The organism is Mitsuokella multacida DSM 20544, from assembly GCF_000155955.1.
Classification (GTDB): Bacteria; Bacillota; Negativicutes; order Selenomonadales; family Selenomonadaceae; genus Mitsuokella; species Mitsuokella multacida.
In genome coordinates, this window is the sequence record NZ_GG697141.2 from 1,373,166 (window position 1) to 1,392,678 (window position 19,513).

Sequence of the window (19,513 nt, forward strand, 5' to 3'; positions counted from 1 at the left end):
TTTAGGCAGACAATGTGATTATTTTATGGTTTCTTGTCGGTTTTTATCGAATCTGCAAGGTGCAGGATAAAATAAAAGGAGGAGTCAAATGGACCAGAAGAAGGACAAAGATGCGCAGCATGAGATGCTGCGCACGGGGCTGCGGCAGGCTGTCAAGGCCTTTGCCGTCCTCAGCGGCGTCGGCATCTACCTCGCTGTATTCGTCGGCATCTGCCTGTTTCTCGGGAGTCTGGCGGATACCTACCTGCTCGGAGGAGGCTCTTTCGGCAAGCTCACAGGCATCCTCATCGGTTTCCCCGGCGCGTTCTACACGCTGTTCCGGCAACTCAAGCACAACGGGATTGTCTGATCTGTTTTCTCGTCTGACACGTCACAATTATACGACTTTTTTGTTTGATGAAAAAAAGCTTGCTATCTCATCTGCTATCGCATATAATAGTCATTGCGATGAATCAATAGGAAACAATACAAATGATTTATCGCAGTATAAATCTCTCTTATGGATAACGTTTGCCATGATAGTGAAAATAGATGTTTTTACCGTTTGGGTCTCTGGAATAGCAGGAATCCCATGGCAGATGTCGAACTAAGAGAAGTGGGAAGCTATGACTTCCCGTTCATCACTATGATATTCATCAAAGACGGCGCCCGCCGTCGTCAGAGGAGGAATATGAAACAAATTTTATCGGTCTTCATGAAGCGCCTTGCGATTGCCCTTGCGCTCGCGACGCTGATGATCGGCAGCCTGCTCTTCGCGAGAGGAGAGGGGATGCTCATCGGCGCGCTGCTCTTGGGATATCTCGCGGCGCTGGTGTTTGTCTGGAACATGGCCTGGCGCCTCTGGCGCCTGACGTATGTGCAGGACGGCGGCAAGCGGCAGATGCTCTGGGGCATGGCTCTCCGGATGCTTGTGCTCTTTCTCGTACTGCTCGTCGCCGTGACGATCTCCGTCCCGGTATTCCTCGTCACGGCGCTCGGCTTCCTCGTCTGCTACGGGATGGCCCTGTTTCTGTTCATCCACATGAACCTCGGTAAAAAATAATTGGGGTTTTACCTAGGAGGGAGGTATAGGTTATGCATGAAATTGGTGTTCGCGAAGTAGTGCATTTCGCCGGTCTCACATTCAACTGGGAGACCCTGTGCATGACTTGGCTCACGATGGCGATCGTCATCCTGATCTCATGGTTGGCCACGCGGAATCTCAAAATGATCCCGACGGGCTGGCAGAATGTGGTGGAGATCCTCGTCTCGTGGCTCGATACACAGGTGAGCTCCATGATGGGCAAGCGGGGACTGTTCCTTGCGCCGTTCATCATGTCGCTGTTCATGTTCCTGCTGACGTCGAACTGGCTGGGACTCATCCCTACGTTGTCTTCACCGACGAATGACTTGAACACCACCTTAGGGCTGGCGCTGCTCGTCGTCGTACTGGTACATGTACTCGGTGTCCATATGAAAGGCGGTCATTATATCGCGCATTTCTTCAAGCCGACGCCGGTATTTGTCATCATCAACGCGATCGAAGAAATCGCCAAGCCAATCACGCTGTCGTTCCGTCTATTCGGCAACATCCTGGCAGGTGAGATCCTGATCATCATCCTGCTCAAGCTGATGCCGATCTGGATGCCGATCCCGTCAGTTCTCTGGCTGGCATTCAGTATCTTTGTCGGCGGAGTCCAGGCGTTCATCTTCACGATGCTGTCGATGGCATATCTTGCCAACGCGGTCAAGGAAGACGAAGAAGAGTCGTGATGACTGTCGCAATGGTGTAGGAAAAACTTTTAGGAAAACGTTATTGATTCTGTTTCTGAATTCAAGGAGGATCTTTTCATGGAAAACGCAATCATGGTCGCAGCAGCTCTCGTCGGTGCAGGTCTTTGCATGGGTTTGGCTGCCATCGGCGCTGGCCTCGGTGATGGTCTTGTCACGAGCCGCTTCATCGAGGGTATCACGCGTCAGCCAGAAGCACAGAGCAAGCTCTTCACGAACACGCTGATTTCCGTCGGCCTCATCGAGTCCATGGCGATCATCGCAACGGTCGTTGCTCTGATCATGCTCTATGCGAACCCGCTCATCAAATAATTCCATTTTGATGAAGAACGTAAAAGGGGGGCATAGCAATTGATAGATATCAATGCCACATTGATCGCTCAGATCTTGAACTTCTTGATCTTGGCTGGTATCCTTCGCGCATTTGCCTATAAGCCGGTCGTCCGGATGCTCAAGGCTCGTCAGGACCGCATCCAGGAGAGCCTCGACAAGGCGGATGCGGATGCTGAGGAGGCCGACAAGCTCTTGGCCGAGTACAAGGCGAAGCTTGCTGAGGCGAACGTCAAGGCCGAGAACATCGTCTTGATGGCCGAGAAGCGTGCAAGTGAAGAGCGTGAGGCAAAACGCGCAGAAGTCAAGCGCGAGATCGAACAGATGCGCAAGGCCGCGAAGGCAGAGATCGAGCGCGAGCGCGAGCATGCAGTCCAGCAGCTGCGCGCTGAGATGATTACGCTGTCTATGGCAGCTGCCGGTAAGATCGTTGCTAAGAACATGGATAAATCCGAGAACGAAGCATTGATCACGGATTTCGTCAAAGAACTCGACAAGGACAAGATTGGTGATCTGCCATGCTAAACTTACAGCTTGTACGGAAATACGCCAAGGCAATCTTCGAGATTGCGCAGGAAGAGGGCAAGCTCGTGGAGTATGGCGATGAGCTCAAGGCCGCGCGCGAGGGCATCGAGTCAGTGCCGCAGGCAATCGAGTTCTTCTCCAACCCGCAGGTTGATCCGAAGCTCAAGAAGGAGCTCCTGCAGAAATGCTTCAAGAAGGAGCTCTCGAAGGACGTGTACCACTTCCTGTTGCTGCTGGTCGACAAGCACCGTTTCGTGCTGTTCCCGGCAATAGTGGACGAGTACCGCGCTCTCTCGAATGAAGCCAGAGGCATCCTGATTGCAGACGTGACGACTGCCACTGCCGCTTCAAAGAAGCAGCAGAAGGCCATCGCAGACAAACTGGAACAGATAACGGGCAAGAAGGTGGAGCTCCGCCTCCACGAGGACAAGTCCCTTATCGGCGGTGTTGTCGTCAAGATCGGCGACCGCCGCATCGATGGCAGTGTCGCTGGCCGTCTCGAGACGATGAAGAGAAAATTACTGGCTAATGAGTGATGAAACTGGGGTGACAGCGAAGTTATGAAAATGAATCCGGAAGAAATAACGGCCATCATCAAGGACCAGATCAAGAACTATGATGTGGACCTCAACGTTGATGATGTTGGTTCCGTTATCGAGATCGGTGACGGCATCGCGCACATCCATGGCCTCGACAAGGCTATGGCGGGCGAGCTGCTCGATTTCGGCAATGATATTTATGGTCTGGTCCTGAACCTTGAGCAGGACAACGTCGGTGCCGTTATCTTAGGCGGCGAGACGAAAATCAAAGAGGGCTCGCAGGTCAAGCGCACGGGCCGCATCATGCAGGTCCCTGTCGGCGAGGCCATGATCGGCCGCGTCGTCGATGCTCTCGGCCGTCCGATTGACGGCAAGGGCAAGATCGAGACGACAGAGACGCGTCCGGTCGAGTACCCGGCACCGGGCATCGCAGACCGCAAGCCGGTCAAGGAGCCGCTGCAGACAGGCATCAAGGCCATTGACGCCCTCGTACCAATCGGCCGTGGCCAGCGTGAGCTCATCATCGGCGACCGCGGCATCGGCAAGACGGCCATTGCGATCGACACGATCCTCAACCAGCACGACCAGAACTGCATCTGCGTCTATGTCGCCATCGGCCAGAAGGCCTCGACAGTTGCGCGCGTCGTCAAGACGCTCGAAGAGCGCGGCGCGATGGACTACACGATCGTCGTAGCCGCTACGGCTGCTGACAGCTCACCGCTGCAGTATCTCGCACCGTATGCCGGTGTTGCGATGGCTGAGCACTTCATGTATCAAGGCAAGGCATGCCTCTGCGTCTACGATGACCTCACGAAGCATGCAGCGGCTTACCGCGCCATGTCCCTGTTGCTCCGTAGACCGCCAGGACGTGAAGCATATCCGGGCGATGTCTTCTACCTCCATTCCCGTCTGCTCGAGCGCGCAGCGAAGCTCAACGATGAGCTCGGCGGCGGCTCCATTACGGCCCTGCCAATCATCGAGACGCAGGCCGGTGACCTCTCGGCCTACATCCCGACGAACGTCATCTCCATCACGGACGGCCAGATCATGCTCGAGACGGATTCCTTCTACTCTGGTATCCGTCCGGCCATCAACGTCGGCCTCTCCGTATCGCGTGTCGGCGGCTCGGCTCAGATCAAGGCCATGAAGCAGGTAGCAGGTACGCTGCGCCTCGACCTCGCGCAGTACCGCGAGCTCGCAGCGTTCTCGCAGTTCGCCTCGGACCTCGACAAGGAGACGAAGGCACAGCTCGACCGCGGTATCCGCATGGTCGAGACGCTGAAGCAGCCGCAGTACAGCCCGCTGCTCGTCCAGGAACAGGTCATGGTCATCTACACGGCCGCCAAGGGCTATCTCGTCGATATCCCGGTCGAGAAGGTCGTCGAGTTCCAGACGGACTTCCTGAAGTTCATGCGCACGCAGCATCCGGAAGTCGCACAGAAGATCATTGAGCAGAAGAAATTCGATGACGCTCTGGAGACGGAGCTCAAGAATGCGATCATGGAGTTCAAGGAAACTGTACCGTATAAAATGGCGTAAGGCGAGGTGATTCTTTTTGGCTAGTTTACAGGATATTCGCCATCGCATCAAGAGCGTAAAGAGTACCAAGCAGATCACGAGTGCCATGAACATGGTCGCCACGAGCCGTCTGCGCCATGCCAAAGAGGCTGCAACCGAGAACCGTCCCTATGCGCAGAAGGTCAGCGAGGTCGTCCACGCCGTCGCCAAGAACGCCGGTACGGACTTCTCGCACCCGCTGCTTGAGAAACACGAGGACGGCAAGAAGCTCGTCTTCCTGATCACCTCGGACAAGGGACTTGCAGGTGCGTATTCGTCGAATGCCTGCAAGGCGGCAGAAGCCCTCATAGAGAAAGCGAATGACACGGATTTCGTCATCGTCGGCCGCAAGGGCGTGGGACACTTCAAGTCCCGCGGCCACAACGTCGTCAAGGAGTTCATCGGCATCAGCGAGCATCCTTCTTCGGAGGACGCGCGCGACATCGCACTCGAGCTCATCCGCCTCTACAAGACGGGCGAGTACCGCGAGATCGTCATGGTCTACACGAAGTTTGTCTCGGCCATTAGCTGCGAGCCGAAATCGGGGGCACTGCTGCCGTTTGCTCCGCTGAAGGCAGAGGATCAGGACGATCTGAACGTCGAGTACATCTATGAACCGGATGCCGCCACGGTGCTCGGTTTCATGCTGCCGCAGTATCTCTTCACGGTCGTTTACGCAGCGCTTCTGCAGTCGGCTGCCAGCGAGCTCTCCTCGCGCATGAACGCGATGAGCAACGCGACGGACAACGCAGAAGACCTCATGGATAAACTCAATCTGCATTACAACAAGGTACGTCAGGCTGGCATTACCCGTGAGATCACTGAGATTGTCGGCGGCGCCGAAGCCCTTAAGTGAGGGCATATAAGGAGGTTTACCATTGGCAAAAGGTAAAGTCGTACAGGTCATCGGACCTGTCGTAGATATTGAATTCCCGGCGGGCGAGCTGCCGGCAATCCTCAATGCCGTCACCATCAAGGGCAAGACGAGCATTGACATCGACCTCGTCGTCGAGGTCATGCAGCATCTTGGCGACAGCGTCACGCGCTGCATCGCCATGAGCTCGACGGACGGTCTGACGCGCGGCATGGAAGCAGTCGACACGGGCAACCCGATCATGGTCCCGGTCGGCACGGAGTGCCTCGGCCGCGTCTTCAACGTACTCGGTCAGACGGTTGACCACAACCCGGCTCCTGTCGGCAACAAGGAGTTCTGGCCAATCCATCGCCCGGCTCCGAAGTTCGACGAGCAGGAGACGAGCGCACAGGTCCTCGAGACGGGCATCAAGGTCGTTGACCTCATCGCTCCGTACTCCAAGGGCGGCAAGACGGGCCTCTTCGGCGGCGCAGGCGTCGGCAAGACGGTCCTCATCATGGAGCTCATCCACAACATCGCGACGGAGCACGGCGGTTACTCCGTCTTCGCCGGCGTCGGCGAGCGCACCCGTGAGGGCAATGACCTCTGGGGCGAGATGACCGAGTCGGGCGTCATCGACAAGACGGCACTCGTCTACGGCCAGATGAACGAGCCGCCAGGAGCACGTATGCGCGTTGCCCTGACGGGCCTGACGATGGCGGAGTACTTCCGCGATGTCCAGCATCAGGACGTGCTGCTCTTCATCGACAACATTTTCCGCTTCATCCAGGCTGGTTCTGAGGTATCGGCACTGCTCGGCCGTATGCCATCGGCCGTCGGCTATCAGCCGACGCTGTCCACGGATATCGGTGCCCTGCAGGAGCGCATCACCTCGACGAAGAATGGTTCCATCACGTCGGTCCAGGCCGTCTATGTCCCGGCCGATGACCTGACGGACCCGGCACCGGCTGGTACGTTCACGCACCTCGATGCCACGACGGTCCTCTCGCGCCAGATTGCCGAGCTCGGCATCTACCCGGCTGTCGACCCGCTCGATTCGACGAGCCGCATCCTCAACGCCGAGGTCCTCGGCGAGGAGCACTACAAGGTCGCCCGCGGCGTCCAGGCTGTGCTGCAGAAGTACAAGGAGCTCCAGGATATCATCGCCATCCTCGGCATGGAAGAGCTCTCCGATGAGGATAAGCTGACGGTCTCGCGTGCGCGCAAGATCCAGCGTTTCCTCTCGCAGCCGTTCTTCGTCGCAGAGGTGTTCACGGGTTCGCCGGGCAAGTACGTGCCGCTCAAGGAGACGGTGCGCGGCTTCAAGGAGATCCTCAAGGGCAAGTATGACGACCTGCCGGAGAATGCCTTCTACATGGTCGGCACGATCGATGAGGCAGTCGAGAAAGCACGGAAGATCAAAGAAGAGGAGGGATAATCGATGGCGACTATCAAGCTAGAGATTGTCTCACCGGATAAAGTGGTCTACGAGAATGACATCAGCATGCTGATCGTCCGCTCCACGGGCGGCGAGCTCGGCATCCTGCCGCACCACGCACCGCTCGTCGCGGGCCTCGTGCCGCATGCCATGCGCATCCGCCTCGGTGCCGACCGCGATGAACAGCTCATCGCAGTCGCGGGTGGCTTCATGGAAGTCACGCCGGAGAAGATCACGGTGCTCGCGACGGCTGCTGAGCAGCCGATCGACATCGATATCAACCGCGCGAAGGAAGCTATGGCCCGCGCCAAGGCCCGCATTGCCGCTTTCCATCAGGGTACGCCTGAAGGCAAGGATGTCGATATCGACCGCGCCGAATTGGCGCTGCGCCGTTCGATTGCGCGCCTGCGCGCCATCGGCTCGGAGTTCGAGGAATAATGACCGGAAAGGTAAGTCCTGCAGTCCAGCTGCAGGGCTTTTCTTTTTGCCGGTTGGGTCCTGATTTATGATATAATGAGAGATATCAATCAAGAAAGGGCGTTAAATTTTTATGGAATTATTGGATATCAATACGCTTGGCTTCCTCGTGTTCTTCGGCTTCATGGCGGCCTTCATCGACTCGGTCGTCGGCGGCGGCGGGCTCATCGCGATCCCGGCGCTGATGTGGACGGGCCTGCCGCCCCTCACGGTGCTCGGCACCAACAAGGTCGCGGCCGTCATGGGCGCGTTCACGAGCTTCGTGACGTTCGTGCGCTCCGGCAAGGTCGACGGCTGGCTCATCCGCCGGCTCTTCCCGATTTCGCTCGTGGGATCGGCCGTCGGCGTGCTGGCCGTGCGCCAGATCCCGTCGGAATTCCTGCGGCCGCTCGTCGTCGTCATGCTGATCCTCGTACTGATCTACAGCATCTGCAAGAAGGACTGGGGCCGCGAGTCGACGTATCAGGGCATGAGCACGCGGCTGCTCGTGCTCTCAGGGGTTGTGGCGTTCACCTTCGGTTTCTACGATGGCTTCTTCGGACCGGGTACGGGCTCTTTCCTGCTCTTTGCCTTCCTGATGGTCGGCTTCGACTTCCTCGGCGCGGCGGCCAATGCGCGCGCGCTGAACTTCGCGAGCAACATCGCGGCGGCCGTGCTCTTCAGCTACTTCGGCATCGTCGACTTTGCGCACGCCATCCCGATGGGCCTCGCGATGATTGTCGGTGCCTGGTGCGGCGCGCACGTGGCGCTCTCGAAGGGCGCAGGCTACGTGCGCCCGCTCTTCATCATCATGACGACGGTGCTCATCGGCAAGCAGCTCTTCGAGTTTTTCAAGTGAGCGCGGCGCTTGCTTTTCTTTGCCGTTGACCTTACAATAGAGTAGTATTTATCTTTAGAAACCACAGTGAAGGGTGATTGACATGAGTATTTTCTCGCGTTTCCTGCCGAAGAAGAAACCGGTAGAGATCAAGAATAACATCCCGAAGGAAAAGGCCGATATCCGCAAGCGGTTCGGCATCTACTGCCACAGCCATCATGGCACTTCGGGCAATAAGCTCTGCCCGAAGTGCACGGCGCTTTTAGCGACAGTCATGACGAAGATGGACCGCTGCCCGTACGGCATCACGAAGCCGATCTGCGACCGCTGCGAGCGCCCGTGCTTCGGCGCGAAGCAGACGCAGGAGTTCCTCAAGATCATGGACTCGACGAGCAAGCGCATGTTCCTGCGCCATCCGATGATGAGCGTCAAGCACAAGCTGGCGAGCATGGGCGTCGACTACGCGAAGTATCAGCAGCAGAAGAAGCTTGATGACAAGGTCAAGGCGAAGGAGAAGGCTGCGAAGGAACGTGCGAAGGAGCGCAAGGGCAAGAAATGAACCGGTCAATGCTCAGGAAGATCTCGAATCTCCTCGTCGTCGTGCTCGTCGGACTGGCACTCTGCGCAAAGGTAGAGGAAGGCGGCTCTGAGGCCCTCTTCGGCAAGAACGACATCGCTATCGTCATCGGCGCAGTGGTTCTCTTTTTGGCCATCCTCTTTGCACGGCGGCAGCAAAAACGATAGATAGACGTGCAGTCTGTGGATAACTTGGCGTTTTTCGGCGTAGTTATCCACATTTTTATGCACATTTTTAACAGGGACGGTGGATAAATGCCAGGACTGGCAGAAAGAAGAAGGGTGAATGAGGTGGAGAAACGACACGATGAGGCGCTTCGGGCGCCGATTGCCGAGGCCATGAAGGCGTATGCGGCGGATGGCGCGAGGGCCTACCACACGCCGGGGCACAAGCAGGGGCTTGGCGCGCATCCGCTCTTGAAGGCGCTCGTGACGGAAGAGGGACTGCGCGAGGAGGTCTCCCTGATGGAGGAGCTCGATGACCTGCACGAGCCGACGATGTGCATCAAGGAGGCGCAGGAGATGGCGGCCGCGCTCTACGGCGCGGACCAGGCCTTCTTCATGATCAATGGCACGACGGGGGCCATCCACACGATGCTCATGGGCGCTTTAGCGCCCGGCGACACCGTCCTCGTGCCGCGCAATGCGCACCGCTCGGTCATCGGCGGCATCATCCTCGCGGGCGCGCGGCCCGTCTTCCTGCAGCCAGAGATCGACGAGCGCCTCGGCATCGCGATGGGCTTGACTGAGGAGACGGTCCGCAGTGCTATCGCTTTGCATCCCGAGGCGAAGGCGCTCGTCTGCGTCTACCCGACATACTACGGCGTGACGTACGGCTTGGAAGCAATCGCGAAGCTCGTCCATGCGCACGGCATGCTGCTGCTCGTCGACGAGGCGCACGGCCCGCACCTGCGCTTCTCGGACGATCTGCCGCCGCAGGCCATCGACTGCGGCGCCGACATGGCCGCGCAGAGCACGCATAAGATCCTCGGCGCGATGACGCAGGCCTCGATGCTGCTTACTAGCGGACCGCGCGTCAGCAGGGAGCGCGTGCGCGAGGCCGCGAGCCTCCTGCAGTCGACGAGCCCGAACCAGCTGCTCTTAGCCTCGCTCGATATCGCGCGGCTGCAGATGGCAGAGGATGGCCGCGAGACGGTCGGCAGCGCTGTGCGTCTTGCAGAGAAGCTGCGCTGCGCCATCAACGAGATTGATGGGCTCTGGTCGTTTGGCCTGGAGTACACGGACTATCCCGGCGCGACGGGGCTCGATACGACGAAGATCACGGTGCAGGTCACGGGCCTCGGCCTCAGCGGCGTCGAGGCCGAATCCATCCTGCGCCACGAGTACAAGGTCCAGTGCGAGCTCTCCGATGCGCGCAACCTGCTCTTCATCCTCTCGTACGCGGATGGGAAAGAGCAGGCGGACTACCTGCTGGCGGCACTGCAGGGACTCGCGCGTGACCACCGTCGCGCGACAGTTGCGGCCAGTGCTGTGGCGGCAGAGCTGCCCGCCGTGCCCGCGCAGGGCATGACGCCGCGCGAGGCGTTCTTCGCGCCGAAGTGCAGCGTGCCGTTTGGCGAGGCGGAGGGGCGTATCGCGGCCGAGCAGGTCATGTTCTACCCGCCGGGCATCCCGATCCTCTGCCCCGGCGATATCATCGATGCGGCGAGCCTGCACTACATCCGCGCGATGCAGTCGCTCGGCCTCAAGGTCGTCGGTCCGCGCGACGCATCGCTTACGGAACTGCAGGTCGTCGGAAGAGGGGAGCAGTGAAGTAGATGGAACGAAAGGGAAAACTCATCATCATCGAAGCGGGCGACGGCTCGGGCAAGGCGACGCAGACGAAGGCGCTCTACGACCACCTCTGCCGCGAGGGCTATCGCGTGCACCGCATCGAGTTCCCCGACTATGCGGCGGACTCCTCGATGCTCGTGCGCATGTACCTGCGCGGCGACTTCGGCGGCCATGCAGAGGACGTCAACGCCTACGCAGCTTCGACGTTCTTCGCGGTCGACCGCTACGCCTCGTACCGCATGAAGTGGAAGAAGGCGTACGAGGCGGGCGCGATCATCCTCGCCGACCGCTACACGACCTCGAATATGGTGCATCAGGCCGTCAAGCTGACCGACCGGAAGGAGCGCGAGGCGTTCCTCGACTGGCTCTGGGACTTTGAGTTCCACAAGCTCGGCCTGCCCGTGCCCGACAAGGTCGTCTTCCTCGACATGGACCCCGAGGTGGCCGACCGCCTGATTGCGGCGCGGGCCGAAGAAACGGCGCAGGAGAAGGACATCCACGAGCGCGACAGGGCATATCTGCACCGCTGCCATGCGGCCTACGAAGAACTGGCCGCGAAGTACGGCTGGACGCGCGTCGCGTGCAGCGAGAATGGCGAGCCGCGCTCCGTCGCGGCCATCTATGCCGATGTCTACGCGGCCGTCCGACCGCTGCTCGAAGGCGTGCCGAAAGGACAGGAAGGACAGGACAGAAAAGAAGCGAAGCCCCAGCAGGGCTTTGAGAAGGGAACGATATGATCAAGGAAGTTTTGGTGGTCGAGGGCAAGATGGACGTCGTCGCCATCGACAAGGCAGTCGAGGCCGACTGCATCATCACGGAGGGATTCAACCTCAAGCCGCAGGCGCTCAAGAACATCGAGCAGGCCTACAAGAAGCGCGGCATCATCATCATGACAGATCCGGACTCGGCCGGCGAGCGCATCCGCAAGTACCTCTCGCGGCGCTTCCCCGAGGCCAAGCACGCGTTCGTGCCCGTCGAGGAGGCGACGGCCAACGACGACATTGGTATCGAGCAGGCAAAGCCCGATGCCATCCGCAAGGCGCTCGCGAAAGTCCGCACGCTGGACTGGGAGCCGAAGAAGATCTTCACGGGTGCCGACCTCATCCTCCACGGCCTCTCGGGCGCTGTGGATGCTTCGGCGCGCCGCGCGCGCCTCGGCGAGAAGCTCGGGCTCGGCTTTGCCAACGCCAAGACGTTCTTGACGCGCCTCAATCACTACGGCGTCACGAGAGAGGAATTTGACCGCGCCATCGAGGAGATAGAGCGCGAGGACAGAGAGCAGGAGGAAAGTCATGAATAAAGAAGACGAGAAAGTACTGCAGCCGAAGATTGCGAGCCGCGAGGTCACGCTGCACATCCTCAAGGCATTCGGCCTGCGCATGAGCAAGAAGCTCGGTCAGAACTTCCTCATCGATGCGCGCATCGTGCAGGGCATCGTCGAGGCGGCCGAGATTGAGCCGGGCGACCGCGTGCTCGAGATCGGGCCGGGCATCGGCACGCTGACGCAGGGCCTCGCAGAGGCCGGCGCCGACGTCACGGCCGTCGAGCTCGACAAGAAGCTGCCGACCGTGCTCAAGGAGACACTCAAGGCCTACGACAACGTGCGCATCGTGCCGGGCGACATCCTCAAGGTCAACATCCCCGAGATCATGGGGGATGCGCCGTTCAAGGTTGCGGCCAACCTGCCGTACTACATCACGACGCCGATTCTCATGACGCTCTTGGAGCGCCGCCTGCCCATCACGCACATGGTCACGATGGTGCAGAGGGAAGTGGCGGAGCGCATGACGGCCAAGCCGGGCTCGCGCATCTACGGCGCGCTCTCCGTGGCGGTCCAGTACTACACGGAGCCTCAGATCGTGCTCGACGTGCCGCCGCGCTCCTTCATCCCGGCGCCGGAGGTCATGAGCGTCGTTGTCTCGTGCCGCGTGCGCAAGGAGCCGGCCGTGGCCGTGCAGGACGAGAAGCTCTTCTTCCGCGTCGTCAAGGCCGCCTTCGGGCAGCGCCGCAAGACGCTCATGAACGCCCTGAAGGGCGGCGGCTTCTCGAAGGAAGCCGTGCGCGATGCGCTCGAGCAGTCGGGCATCGACCCGACGCGCCGCGGCGAGACGTTGACGCTCGAGGAATTCGGCCGCCTCGCCGATGCCTTTGCCGCAGAGGAAAATGCATAAAGTATTTGCTACTATGACAATCTTGTTATAGAATATGTCTGTATCGATCCGCAAAACATATACAAGAAAGTAGGTATGATAATGGCAGCAACAGCCTGGTCCATCCTGCCGCCGGTCATCACGATCGTGCTGGCGCTCTGGACAAAAGAGGTCTACATGTCCCTGATCATCGGCATCTTCTCCGGTGCCCTGCTGTTCACGGGCGGCAACATCCTCGAATCCATCCTCACGATGTTCACGGTCATGTCCGACAAGGTCGGCAGCAACGTCAACATCCTCGTCTTCCTCGTCATCCTCGGCATCCTCGTCGCGGCCATCAGCCGCTCCGGCGCGACGCGCGCCTACGGCGAGTGGGCCTCGAAGACCATCAAGGGGCAGCGCAGCGCCCTCCTCTTGACGGCCCTTCTCGGCATTGTCATCTTCATCGATGATTACTTCAACTGCCTGACGGTCGGCACCGTCATGCGCCCGGTCACGGACAAGCTCAAGGTCGCGCGCACGAAGCTCGCTTACATCATCGATGCGACGGCAGCGCCTGTCTGCATCATCGCGCCGGTCTCGAGCTGGGCGGCCGCCGTCGGCTCCTCGCTGCCGGAGGACAGCACAATCGACGGCTTCAGCCTCTTCCTGCAGACCATCCCGTTTAACCTCTACGCCTGGCTGACGATCCTCTTCATGATCTTCATCATCTGGACGGCCCGCGACTTTGCGGCGATGGGCGAGAGCATCCGCGAGAACAGCAAGAAGTTCGTCATCCCGAAGGAATATGCGGACGCAGAGCAGAAGTCGGCTGACATGGAGCTCGGCCATGGCAAGATCCTCGACCTCATCCTGCCGCTCATCGTGCTTATCGCGGCCTGTGTTTACGGCATGCTCTACACGGGCGGCATCCACGAGGGCAAAACGATCGCCGAGGCATTCGCGAACTGCGATTCGGCCAAGTCACTCGTGCTCGGCTCTTTCATCGCCTTCGTCTTCACGGGCTTCCTCTACCTGCCGCGCCGCATCATCTCCTTCAACGCGTTCTGCGACAGCTTCGGTTGGGGCTTCAAGGCGATGACGCCGGCCATCTTCATCCTCTGCCTGGCCTGGACGCTCTCGGGCATCTGCAGCAAGGAGTACTTGAACCTCGGCGGCTTCGTCGGCGCAATCGTCAGCACGCACGCCTCCATCATCATGTTCCTGCCGCCGATCTTCTTCCTCGTGGCCTCGGGTCTCGCCTTTGCGACGGGCACGTCGTGGGGCACGTTCGGCATCCTGATCCCGATCGCGATCGCCGTGCTCGGCATGAATGACCCGAGCATGCTCGTCGTCTGCGTGGCGGCCGTCCTTTCAGGCGCCGTCTGCGGCGACCACGCCTCGCCGATCTCTGATACGACCATCCTTGCCTCGGCCGGCGCCCAGTGCCACCACATCGACCACGTCAGCACGCAGCTGCCGTACGTCGGCGTCGTCGCTACCTGCAGCTTCTTCGGCTACATCGTGGACGGCCTGACGGAGAACGGCTGGCTCGGCCTCCTGACGGGCATCATCTGCCTCGCCATCGCGATGGTCATCATCCGGGCGAGAGTCCCGGTCATCGACGCGGAGAAAGACTGAGGTGCACGATGATCTTTGACAGCCACAGCCACACCGCCTTTTCGGCGGATTCTGAGATGCAGGCGGCCGATGCCATCGAGAAGGCGCGGGAGGCGGGCGTCGGGCTCGCGTTCACCGAGCACCTCGACCTCGACTACCCGGGCGAGATGGACTTCACCTTCGATCCGCAGGCTTACTGGCAGGCCTATGAGCCCTATCGCGGCGAGCGCCTGCACCTCGGCATCGAGATCGGCATGAACGAGTCCATCCTTGAGGGCAATTGCAACTTCCTCCAGCAGGCGCCGTTTGACATCGTCATCGGCTCGCAGCACATCGTCGACGGGCAGGACATCTACTACCCGGCCTACTACGAGGGCAAGAGCAAAGAGGCAGCGTTTCATCGCTACTACGCGCTTATGGTGGAGAATGTTCGCCGCTACGGCGCGCACATCGACGTGCTCGGCCATATCGACTACATCGCGCGCTATGCGCCTTACGATAATCCCGAGGTCTCCTACGGCACCTTCCAGGAGGACATCGATGCCATTCTGCGCGCGGCCATCGAGACGGACACCGTCCTCGAGCTCAACACGCGCCGCCTTGGGAGCCGCACGGCCTGCAAGGAGCTCATGCCCGTCTACACGCGCTACCGCGAGCTCGGCGGCCGCTATGTGACGCTCGGCTCCGACGCGCACACGGCCTCTGCCATCGGCGCGAACTTCGGCGCGGCCGAGAAACTCGCAGCGATGGCGGACCTCGCCATCGTGACGTTTGTGGAGCGCCGCATGGTGGCCTGCACAAAATAAATTCTTGCGAATACAGGCGAAAACAGATAAAATAAAGAGAGATATGATTTTATCTAGTTAGGAGGGCTGACGATGAAACACATCAAGACGGTCAACAAACCTTCGATGCAGGCTTCGCTCAAGACGGGCGGCTGCGGCGAGTGCCAGGCATCCTGCCAGTCTGCTTGCAAGACTTCCTGCACGGTAGGCAATCAGGTTTGCGAGAAATAATGTTTCGTGAAGAGCCTTCCCATCTGGGAAGGCTTTTTTGCTATCAAAGGAGTAACGATGAAAGCGAAAATCCATAAATTCGAACAGGGCGGCCATTACATCCTGCTCGACATCAACAGCGGTGCGGTCCATGTCATCGACAAGATGATCTACGACATGATGGACACGTTCGACGGCGCGAACGATGAGGCAGTCGTCGCGGCGCTCAAGGACGTCTATCCGGAAGCAGACCTCCGCGAAGCGCTCGGGGAGCTCCACGAACTCATGGAGATGGGCGAGCTCTTCGCGCCGGACATCGATGTGCCGCCGACGTTCAAGCAGAAGGGCCTCATCAAGTCCATCTGCCTCATGGTTGCGCAGGACTGCAACCTGCGCTGCAAGTACTGCTTCGGCGACGGTGGCAGCTACGGCCAGGAGCGCGCCGTCATGACGCCGGAAGTCGGCAAGCGCGCCATCGACTTCCTCATCGAGAGCTGTGGCCCGCGCAAGCACTGCGAGGTCGACTTCTTCGGCGGCGAGCCGCTCATGAACATGAAGACCGTCAAGGCCGTGACGGAGTACGCCCGCCAGCGCGAGAAGGAGACGGGCAAGAAGTTCAAGCTCACGATGACGACGAACGGCATGCTCCTCAATGACGAGAACATCAAGTGGCTCAACGACAACGACTTCTCGCTCGTGCTCTCCCTCGACGGCCGCAAGGAAGTCAACGACGCCATGCGCCCGGATGCGGGCGGCCACGGCACGTACGACCGCATCGTCAAGAACTTCAAGAAGTGCATCGCGAGCCGCAAGGGCGGCGACTGGGACTACCGCGGCGTCTACACGTACCTGCGCGGCACCTACACCCATAACAACATGGACTTCACGAAGGACGTCCTCTCGATGGTCGACGAGGGCTTCAATATCCTCTCGGTCGAGCCCGTCGTCATGAAGGACAGCCCGCTCGGCTTCACGGAGGAAGACCTGCCGCGCATCCGCGAGGAGTACGACCGCCTGACCGAGGCCTACATGAAGCGCCACCGCGAGGGCCGGGGCTTCTGGTTCTTCCACTTCAACATGGACCTCTCGAACGGCCCGTGCGTCGCCAAGCGCCTTTCGGGCTGTGGTGCCGGCCATGAGTACGTTGCCGTCTCGGAGAACGGCGACCTCTATCCGTGCCATCAGTTCGTCGGCCGCGAGGGCTACAAGCTCGGCGACATCTACGAGGGCATCACGAACACGGAGCTTCCTCAGTACTTCCGCGAGAGCCATGTGCTCAACAAGCCGAAGTGCCGCGACTGCTGGGCGCGCTTCTTCTGCTCGGGCGGCTGCCATGCCAATGCCGACCTCTTCCACGGCGACATCCGTGAGCCTTACGAAGTCGGCTGCGAGATCCAGAAAAAGCGCCTCGAGTGCGCCATCCTCGTGCAGGCCCTGCTGGCCCTTGAGAAGATGGAGAAAGAGGAGCAGAAGTATTAATACAATTTATGTATGATAAGCGAGCTGACAAGCAAAAATGCTTGTCAGCTTTTTGTATAGAAGCGGTTGACTTCCTATTGTTTATCAGCGTTCAAAGGCATTCCGCGGGGGAAATCTCTTGTTATAAATTTAAAGTGGAAAATTCTGGCAATAGACATTTTTAGCGCGACTGTAATTGGTTCAATTTATGCCAAAACCATTGACATTTGGACTGCGTTTATTGTATCATTAGACCTGTAAGAACTGAAACTTCTAAGACTATTTAGGGGGTAATTTTCAAATGGCAGTAAAAGTTGCTATCAATGGTTTTGGCCGTATCGGTCGTCTCGCATTCCGTCAGATGTTCGACGCTGAGGGTTATGAAGTCGTCGCTATCAACGACCTCACGAAGCCGTCCATGCTCGCATACCTGCTGAAGTACGATTCTTCCCAGGGCAGATACGAGTATGCTGACACGGTTTCGGCTGATGACGAAGCTGGCACGATCACGGTCAAGGGCAAGACGATCAAGATCTATGCTGAGCGCGATGCAAAAGACATTCCTTGGGCTAAGCATGATGTTGATGTTGTCCTCGAGTGCACGGGCTTCTACACGTCCAAAGAGAAGGCTTCCGCTCACCTCGCAGCAGGCGCTAAGAAAGTTGTTATCTCCGCTCCGGCTGGTAACGACCTCCCGACGATCGTATTCAACACGAACCACAAGACGATCCCGGCTGGCACGAAAGTTATCTCCGCTGCATCCTGCACGACGAACTGCCTCGCTCCGATGGCTGACGCTCTGAACAAGTTCGCTCCGATCAAGAGCGGCATCATGCAGACGATCCACGCTTTCACGGGCGACCAGATGGTACTCGATGGCCCGCAGCGCAAGGGTAACCTCCGCCGCAGCCGTGCTGCTTCCGAGAACATCGTTCCGGCTTCCTCGGGTGCTGCTAAAGCTATCGGCCTCGTTCTGCCGGATCTGAACGGCAAACTCATCGGTGCTGCACAGCGCGTTCCGACCCCGACGGGCTCCACGACGCTCCTCTACGCTGTTGTTGAGGGTGAAGTCACGGTTGAGGGCATCAACGCTGCTATGAAGGCTGCTGCTACGGAGTCCTTCGGCTACAACGAAGACGAGATCGTTTCGAAGGATATCGTCGGCATGCGTTATGGCTCCCTGTTCGATGCTACGCAGACGATGGTTTCCCACACGGGCGACGGCAACTCCCTCGTACAGGTTGTTTCCTGGTACGACAACGAGAACTCCTACACGAGCCAGATGGTTCGCACGATCAAGTACTTCGCTGAGGAAGTAAAGTAATTGAATTAAGAGTTCTCAACTGAATACAGTAGAAGATCTCTTGAGGTCCGGCCGTTTGTTTGGGCCGGACCTCATTTTTTATGAGAAAAAGACCTTGGAGGTTTTACGATGAACAAGAAAACCATCAAAGACATTGACGTAAACGGCAAGAAAGTATTCGTCCGCGTCGACTACAACGTCCCGTTCGATGACAAGATGAACATCACGAACGATACGCGCATGGTCCGCACGCTGCCGACCCTGAACTACCTGCTCGATCACGGTGCAGCTCTCGTCATCGCCTGCCACATCGGCCGCCCGACCGAGGCTCGCGAGGACAAGTTCTCCACGAAGTACCTCGTCAAGCACCTCTCCGAGCTGCTCGGCCGCGATGTCAAGTGGGCATCCGACTGCGTCGGCGCTGAGGCAGACGCCGCAAAGGCTGCGCTGAAGCCGGGCGAAGTCCTGCTGCTTGAGAACCTCCGCTACCACAAGGAAGAGAAGAAGAACGATCCTGAGTTCGCGAAGCAGCTCGCTTCCGGCTGCGACCTCGCAGTCGACGATGCTTTCGGTGTTTCCCACCGCGCTCATGCTTCGAACGCAGGCGTTCCGAAGTACATCGAGACGGTCGCTGGCTTCCTGATGGAAAAGGAAATCAACTACATCGGCAAGACGCTCGAGAACCCGCAGCATCCGTTCGTCGCCATTATCGGCGGTGCCAAGGTCTCCGATAAGATTGGCGTCATCAGCAACATGATCGACAAGGTCGACACGATCATCATCGGCGGCGGCATGGCTCATACGTTTGATGCAGCCAAGGGCCTGCCGATTGGCGATTCCCTCTGCGAGCCGGACAAGTACGATCTCGCTCGTGAGCTGCTCAAGAAAGCAGAAGACAAGGGCGTCAAGGTCGTCCTGCCGGTCGACCTCGTCATTGCCGACAAGTTCGCTGCCGATGCCAACACGAAGACGGTTGACGTCGACAAAGTACCGGATGGCTGGCAGGCACTCGATTCCGGCGAGAAGACGTCGGAAGAGTACACGAAGGCTCTTGAAGGCGCTAAGACGGTCATCTGGAACGGACCGATGGGCGTATTCGAGTTTGATGCTTTTGCAAAAGGCACGCTCGCTGTTGCTAAGGCTGTCGCCAAGGCTACGGAAAACGGCGCTATCTCCATCGTCGGCGGCGGCGACTCCGTTGCAGCCCTCAAGAAGACGGGCCTGACGGACAAGATCTCGCACGTCTCCACGGGCGGCGGCGCTACGCTCGAGTTCCTCGAAGGCAAAGAGATGCCGGGCATCGCAGCACTGGCTGACAAATAAGATACGCAA

23 protein-coding genes are annotated in these 19,513 nt (G+C 59.0%); all 23 read left to right on the top strand.

Going from position 1 to position 19,513, the window contains the following annotated elements:
* Positions 1 to 88: 88 nt before the first annotated feature.
* The 23 genes from MITSMUL_RS06315 (at position 89) to MITSMUL_RS06415 (ending at position 19,504) form a co-directional block, all read left to right on the top strand.
* Positions 89 to 349 carry an AtpZ/AtpI family protein gene (locus MITSMUL_RS06315; RefSeq protein WP_005841018.1) on the top strand — a complete coding sequence of 87 codons (261 nt, stop codon included), beginning with the start codon at positions 89 to 91 and terminating at the stop codon, positions 347 to 349.
* Positions 350 to 670: 321 nt separating this feature from the next.
* Positions 671 to 1,042, top strand: a complete 372-nt coding sequence (locus tag MITSMUL_RS06320) for a hypothetical protein (protein ID WP_040635632.1) — start codon at positions 671 to 673, stop codon at positions 1,040 to 1,042.
* Between the two features lie 32 nt (positions 1,043 to 1,074).
* Positions 1,075 to 1,752 carry a F0F1 ATP synthase subunit A gene (atpB, locus tag MITSMUL_RS06325; protein ID WP_005841024.1) on the top strand — a complete coding sequence of 226 codons (678 nt, stop codon included), beginning with the start codon at positions 1,075 to 1,077 and terminating at the stop codon, positions 1,750 to 1,752.
* 78 nt (positions 1,753 to 1,830) lie between these two features.
* A complete protein-coding gene (gene atpE, locus MITSMUL_RS06330) occupies positions 1,831 to 2,082 on the top strand; it encodes a F0F1 ATP synthase subunit C (RefSeq protein WP_005841026.1) in 252 nt (83 codons plus the stop codon).
* Positions 2,083 to 2,121: 39 nt separating this feature from the next.
* On the top strand, positions 2,122 to 2,625 hold the full coding sequence (gene atpF, locus MITSMUL_RS06335; protein ID WP_005841028.1) for a F0F1 ATP synthase subunit B: 504 nt from the start codon (positions 2,122 to 2,124) through the stop codon (positions 2,623 to 2,625).
* Positions 2,619 to 3,161 (top strand): ATP synthase F1 subunit delta, encoded by a 543-nt coding sequence (gene atpH / locus MITSMUL_RS06340; protein ID WP_005841029.1) that lies wholly within the window; start codon positions 2,619 to 2,621, stop codon positions 3,159 to 3,161. The genes atpF and atpH overlap by 7 nt, the downstream gene beginning before the upstream one ends.
* A 24-nt stretch (positions 3,162 to 3,185) precedes the next feature.
* The gene (gene atpA / locus MITSMUL_RS06345) at positions 3,186 to 4,703 is read left to right on the top strand and encodes a F0F1 ATP synthase subunit alpha (RefSeq protein WP_005841031.1); all 1,518 of its coding nucleotides are present in this window, start codon (positions 3,186 to 3,188) and stop codon (positions 4,701 to 4,703) included.
* 16 nt (positions 4,704 to 4,719) lie between these two features.
* Positions 4,720 to 5,577 carry an ATP synthase F1 subunit gamma gene (atpG, locus tag MITSMUL_RS06350; protein ID WP_005841032.1) on the top strand — a complete coding sequence of 286 codons (858 nt, stop codon included), beginning with the start codon at positions 4,720 to 4,722 and terminating at the stop codon, positions 5,575 to 5,577.
* A gap of 22 nt (positions 5,578 to 5,599) precedes the next feature.
* A complete protein-coding gene (gene atpD / locus MITSMUL_RS06355; protein WP_005841034.1) occupies positions 5,600 to 7,012 on the top strand; it encodes a F0F1 ATP synthase subunit beta in 1,413 nt (470 codons plus the stop codon).
* A 3-nt stretch (positions 7,013 to 7,015) separates the two neighbouring features.
* A complete protein-coding gene (gene atpC / locus MITSMUL_RS06360; protein ID WP_005841036.1) occupies positions 7,016 to 7,450 on the top strand; it encodes an ATP synthase F1 subunit epsilon in 435 nt (144 codons plus the stop codon).
* 112 nt (positions 7,451 to 7,562) lie between these two features.
* Positions 7,563 to 8,327, top strand: a complete 765-nt coding sequence (locus MITSMUL_RS06365; protein ID WP_005841038.1) for a TSUP family transporter — start codon at positions 7,563 to 7,565, stop codon at positions 8,325 to 8,327.
* A gap of 82 nt (positions 8,328 to 8,409) precedes the next feature.
* Positions 8,410 to 8,865, top strand: a complete 456-nt coding sequence (locus tag MITSMUL_RS06370) for a nitrous oxide-stimulated promoter family protein (RefSeq protein WP_005841039.1) — start codon at positions 8,410 to 8,412, stop codon at positions 8,863 to 8,865.
* Entirely contained in the window at positions 8,862 to 9,050 is a 189-nt protein-coding gene (locus MITSMUL_RS12740) for a hypothetical protein (RefSeq protein WP_005841041.1), read from the top strand. Before MITSMUL_RS06370 ends, MITSMUL_RS12740 begins: the two co-directional genes overlap by 4 nt.
* Before the next feature lie 87 nt (positions 9,051 to 9,137).
* The gene (locus MITSMUL_RS06375; RefSeq protein ID WP_005841043.1) at positions 9,138 to 10,655 is read left to right on the top strand and encodes an aminotransferase class I/II-fold pyridoxal phosphate-dependent enzyme; all 1,518 of its coding nucleotides are present in this window, start codon (positions 9,138 to 9,140) and stop codon (positions 10,653 to 10,655) included.
* A gap of 5 nt (positions 10,656 to 10,660) precedes the next feature.
* Positions 10,661 to 11,413 carry a dTMP kinase gene (locus MITSMUL_RS06380; RefSeq protein WP_005841045.1) on the top strand — a complete coding sequence of 251 codons (753 nt, stop codon included), beginning with the start codon at positions 10,661 to 10,663 and terminating at the stop codon, positions 11,411 to 11,413.
* Complete coding sequence (rnmV, locus tag MITSMUL_RS06385; protein WP_005841047.1) at positions 11,410 to 11,976, top strand: ribonuclease M5; 567 nt, start codon at positions 11,410 to 11,412, stop codon at positions 11,974 to 11,976. Before MITSMUL_RS06380 ends, rnmV begins: the two co-directional genes overlap by 4 nt.
* Positions 11,969 to 12,847, top strand: a complete 879-nt coding sequence (gene rsmA / locus MITSMUL_RS06390; protein ID WP_005841049.1) for a 16S rRNA (adenine(1518)-N(6)/adenine(1519)-N(6))-dimethyltransferase RsmA — start codon at positions 11,969 to 11,971, stop codon at positions 12,845 to 12,847. The genes rnmV and rsmA overlap by 8 nt, the downstream gene beginning before the upstream one ends.
* An 81-nt stretch (positions 12,848 to 12,928) precedes the next feature.
* Entirely contained in the window at positions 12,929 to 14,446 is a 1,518-nt protein-coding gene (locus MITSMUL_RS06395) for a Na+/H+ antiporter NhaC family protein (RefSeq protein WP_040635633.1), read from the top strand.
* A gap of 8 nt (positions 14,447 to 14,454) precedes the next feature.
* Positions 14,455 to 15,231: a histidinol-phosphatase HisJ family protein gene (locus MITSMUL_RS06400; RefSeq protein ID WP_005841053.1), complete on the top strand. Its 777-nt coding sequence runs from the start codon at positions 14,455 to 14,457 to the stop codon at positions 15,229 to 15,231.
* A 72-nt stretch (positions 15,232 to 15,303) separates the two neighbouring features.
* Positions 15,304 to 15,441, top strand: a complete 138-nt coding sequence (gene scfA / locus MITSMUL_RS12345; RefSeq protein WP_005841055.1) for a six-cysteine ranthipeptide SCIFF — start codon at positions 15,304 to 15,306, stop codon at positions 15,439 to 15,441.
* Between the two features lie 57 nt (positions 15,442 to 15,498).
* Entirely contained in the window at positions 15,499 to 16,899 is a 1,401-nt protein-coding gene (gene scfB, locus MITSMUL_RS06405; protein ID WP_040635634.1) for a thioether cross-link-forming SCIFF peptide maturase, read from the top strand.
* A 280-nt stretch (positions 16,900 to 17,179) separates the two neighbouring features.
* Complete coding sequence (gene gap / locus MITSMUL_RS06410; protein ID WP_005841058.1) at positions 17,180 to 18,202, top strand: type I glyceraldehyde-3-phosphate dehydrogenase; 1,023 nt, start codon at positions 17,180 to 17,182, stop codon at positions 18,200 to 18,202.
* 108 nt (positions 18,203 to 18,310) lie between these two features.
* Positions 18,311 to 19,504: a phosphoglycerate kinase gene (locus tag MITSMUL_RS06415; RefSeq protein ID WP_005841061.1), complete on the top strand. Its 1,194-nt coding sequence runs from the start codon at positions 18,311 to 18,313 to the stop codon at positions 19,502 to 19,504.
* Positions 19,505 to 19,513: the final 9 nt, after the last annotated feature.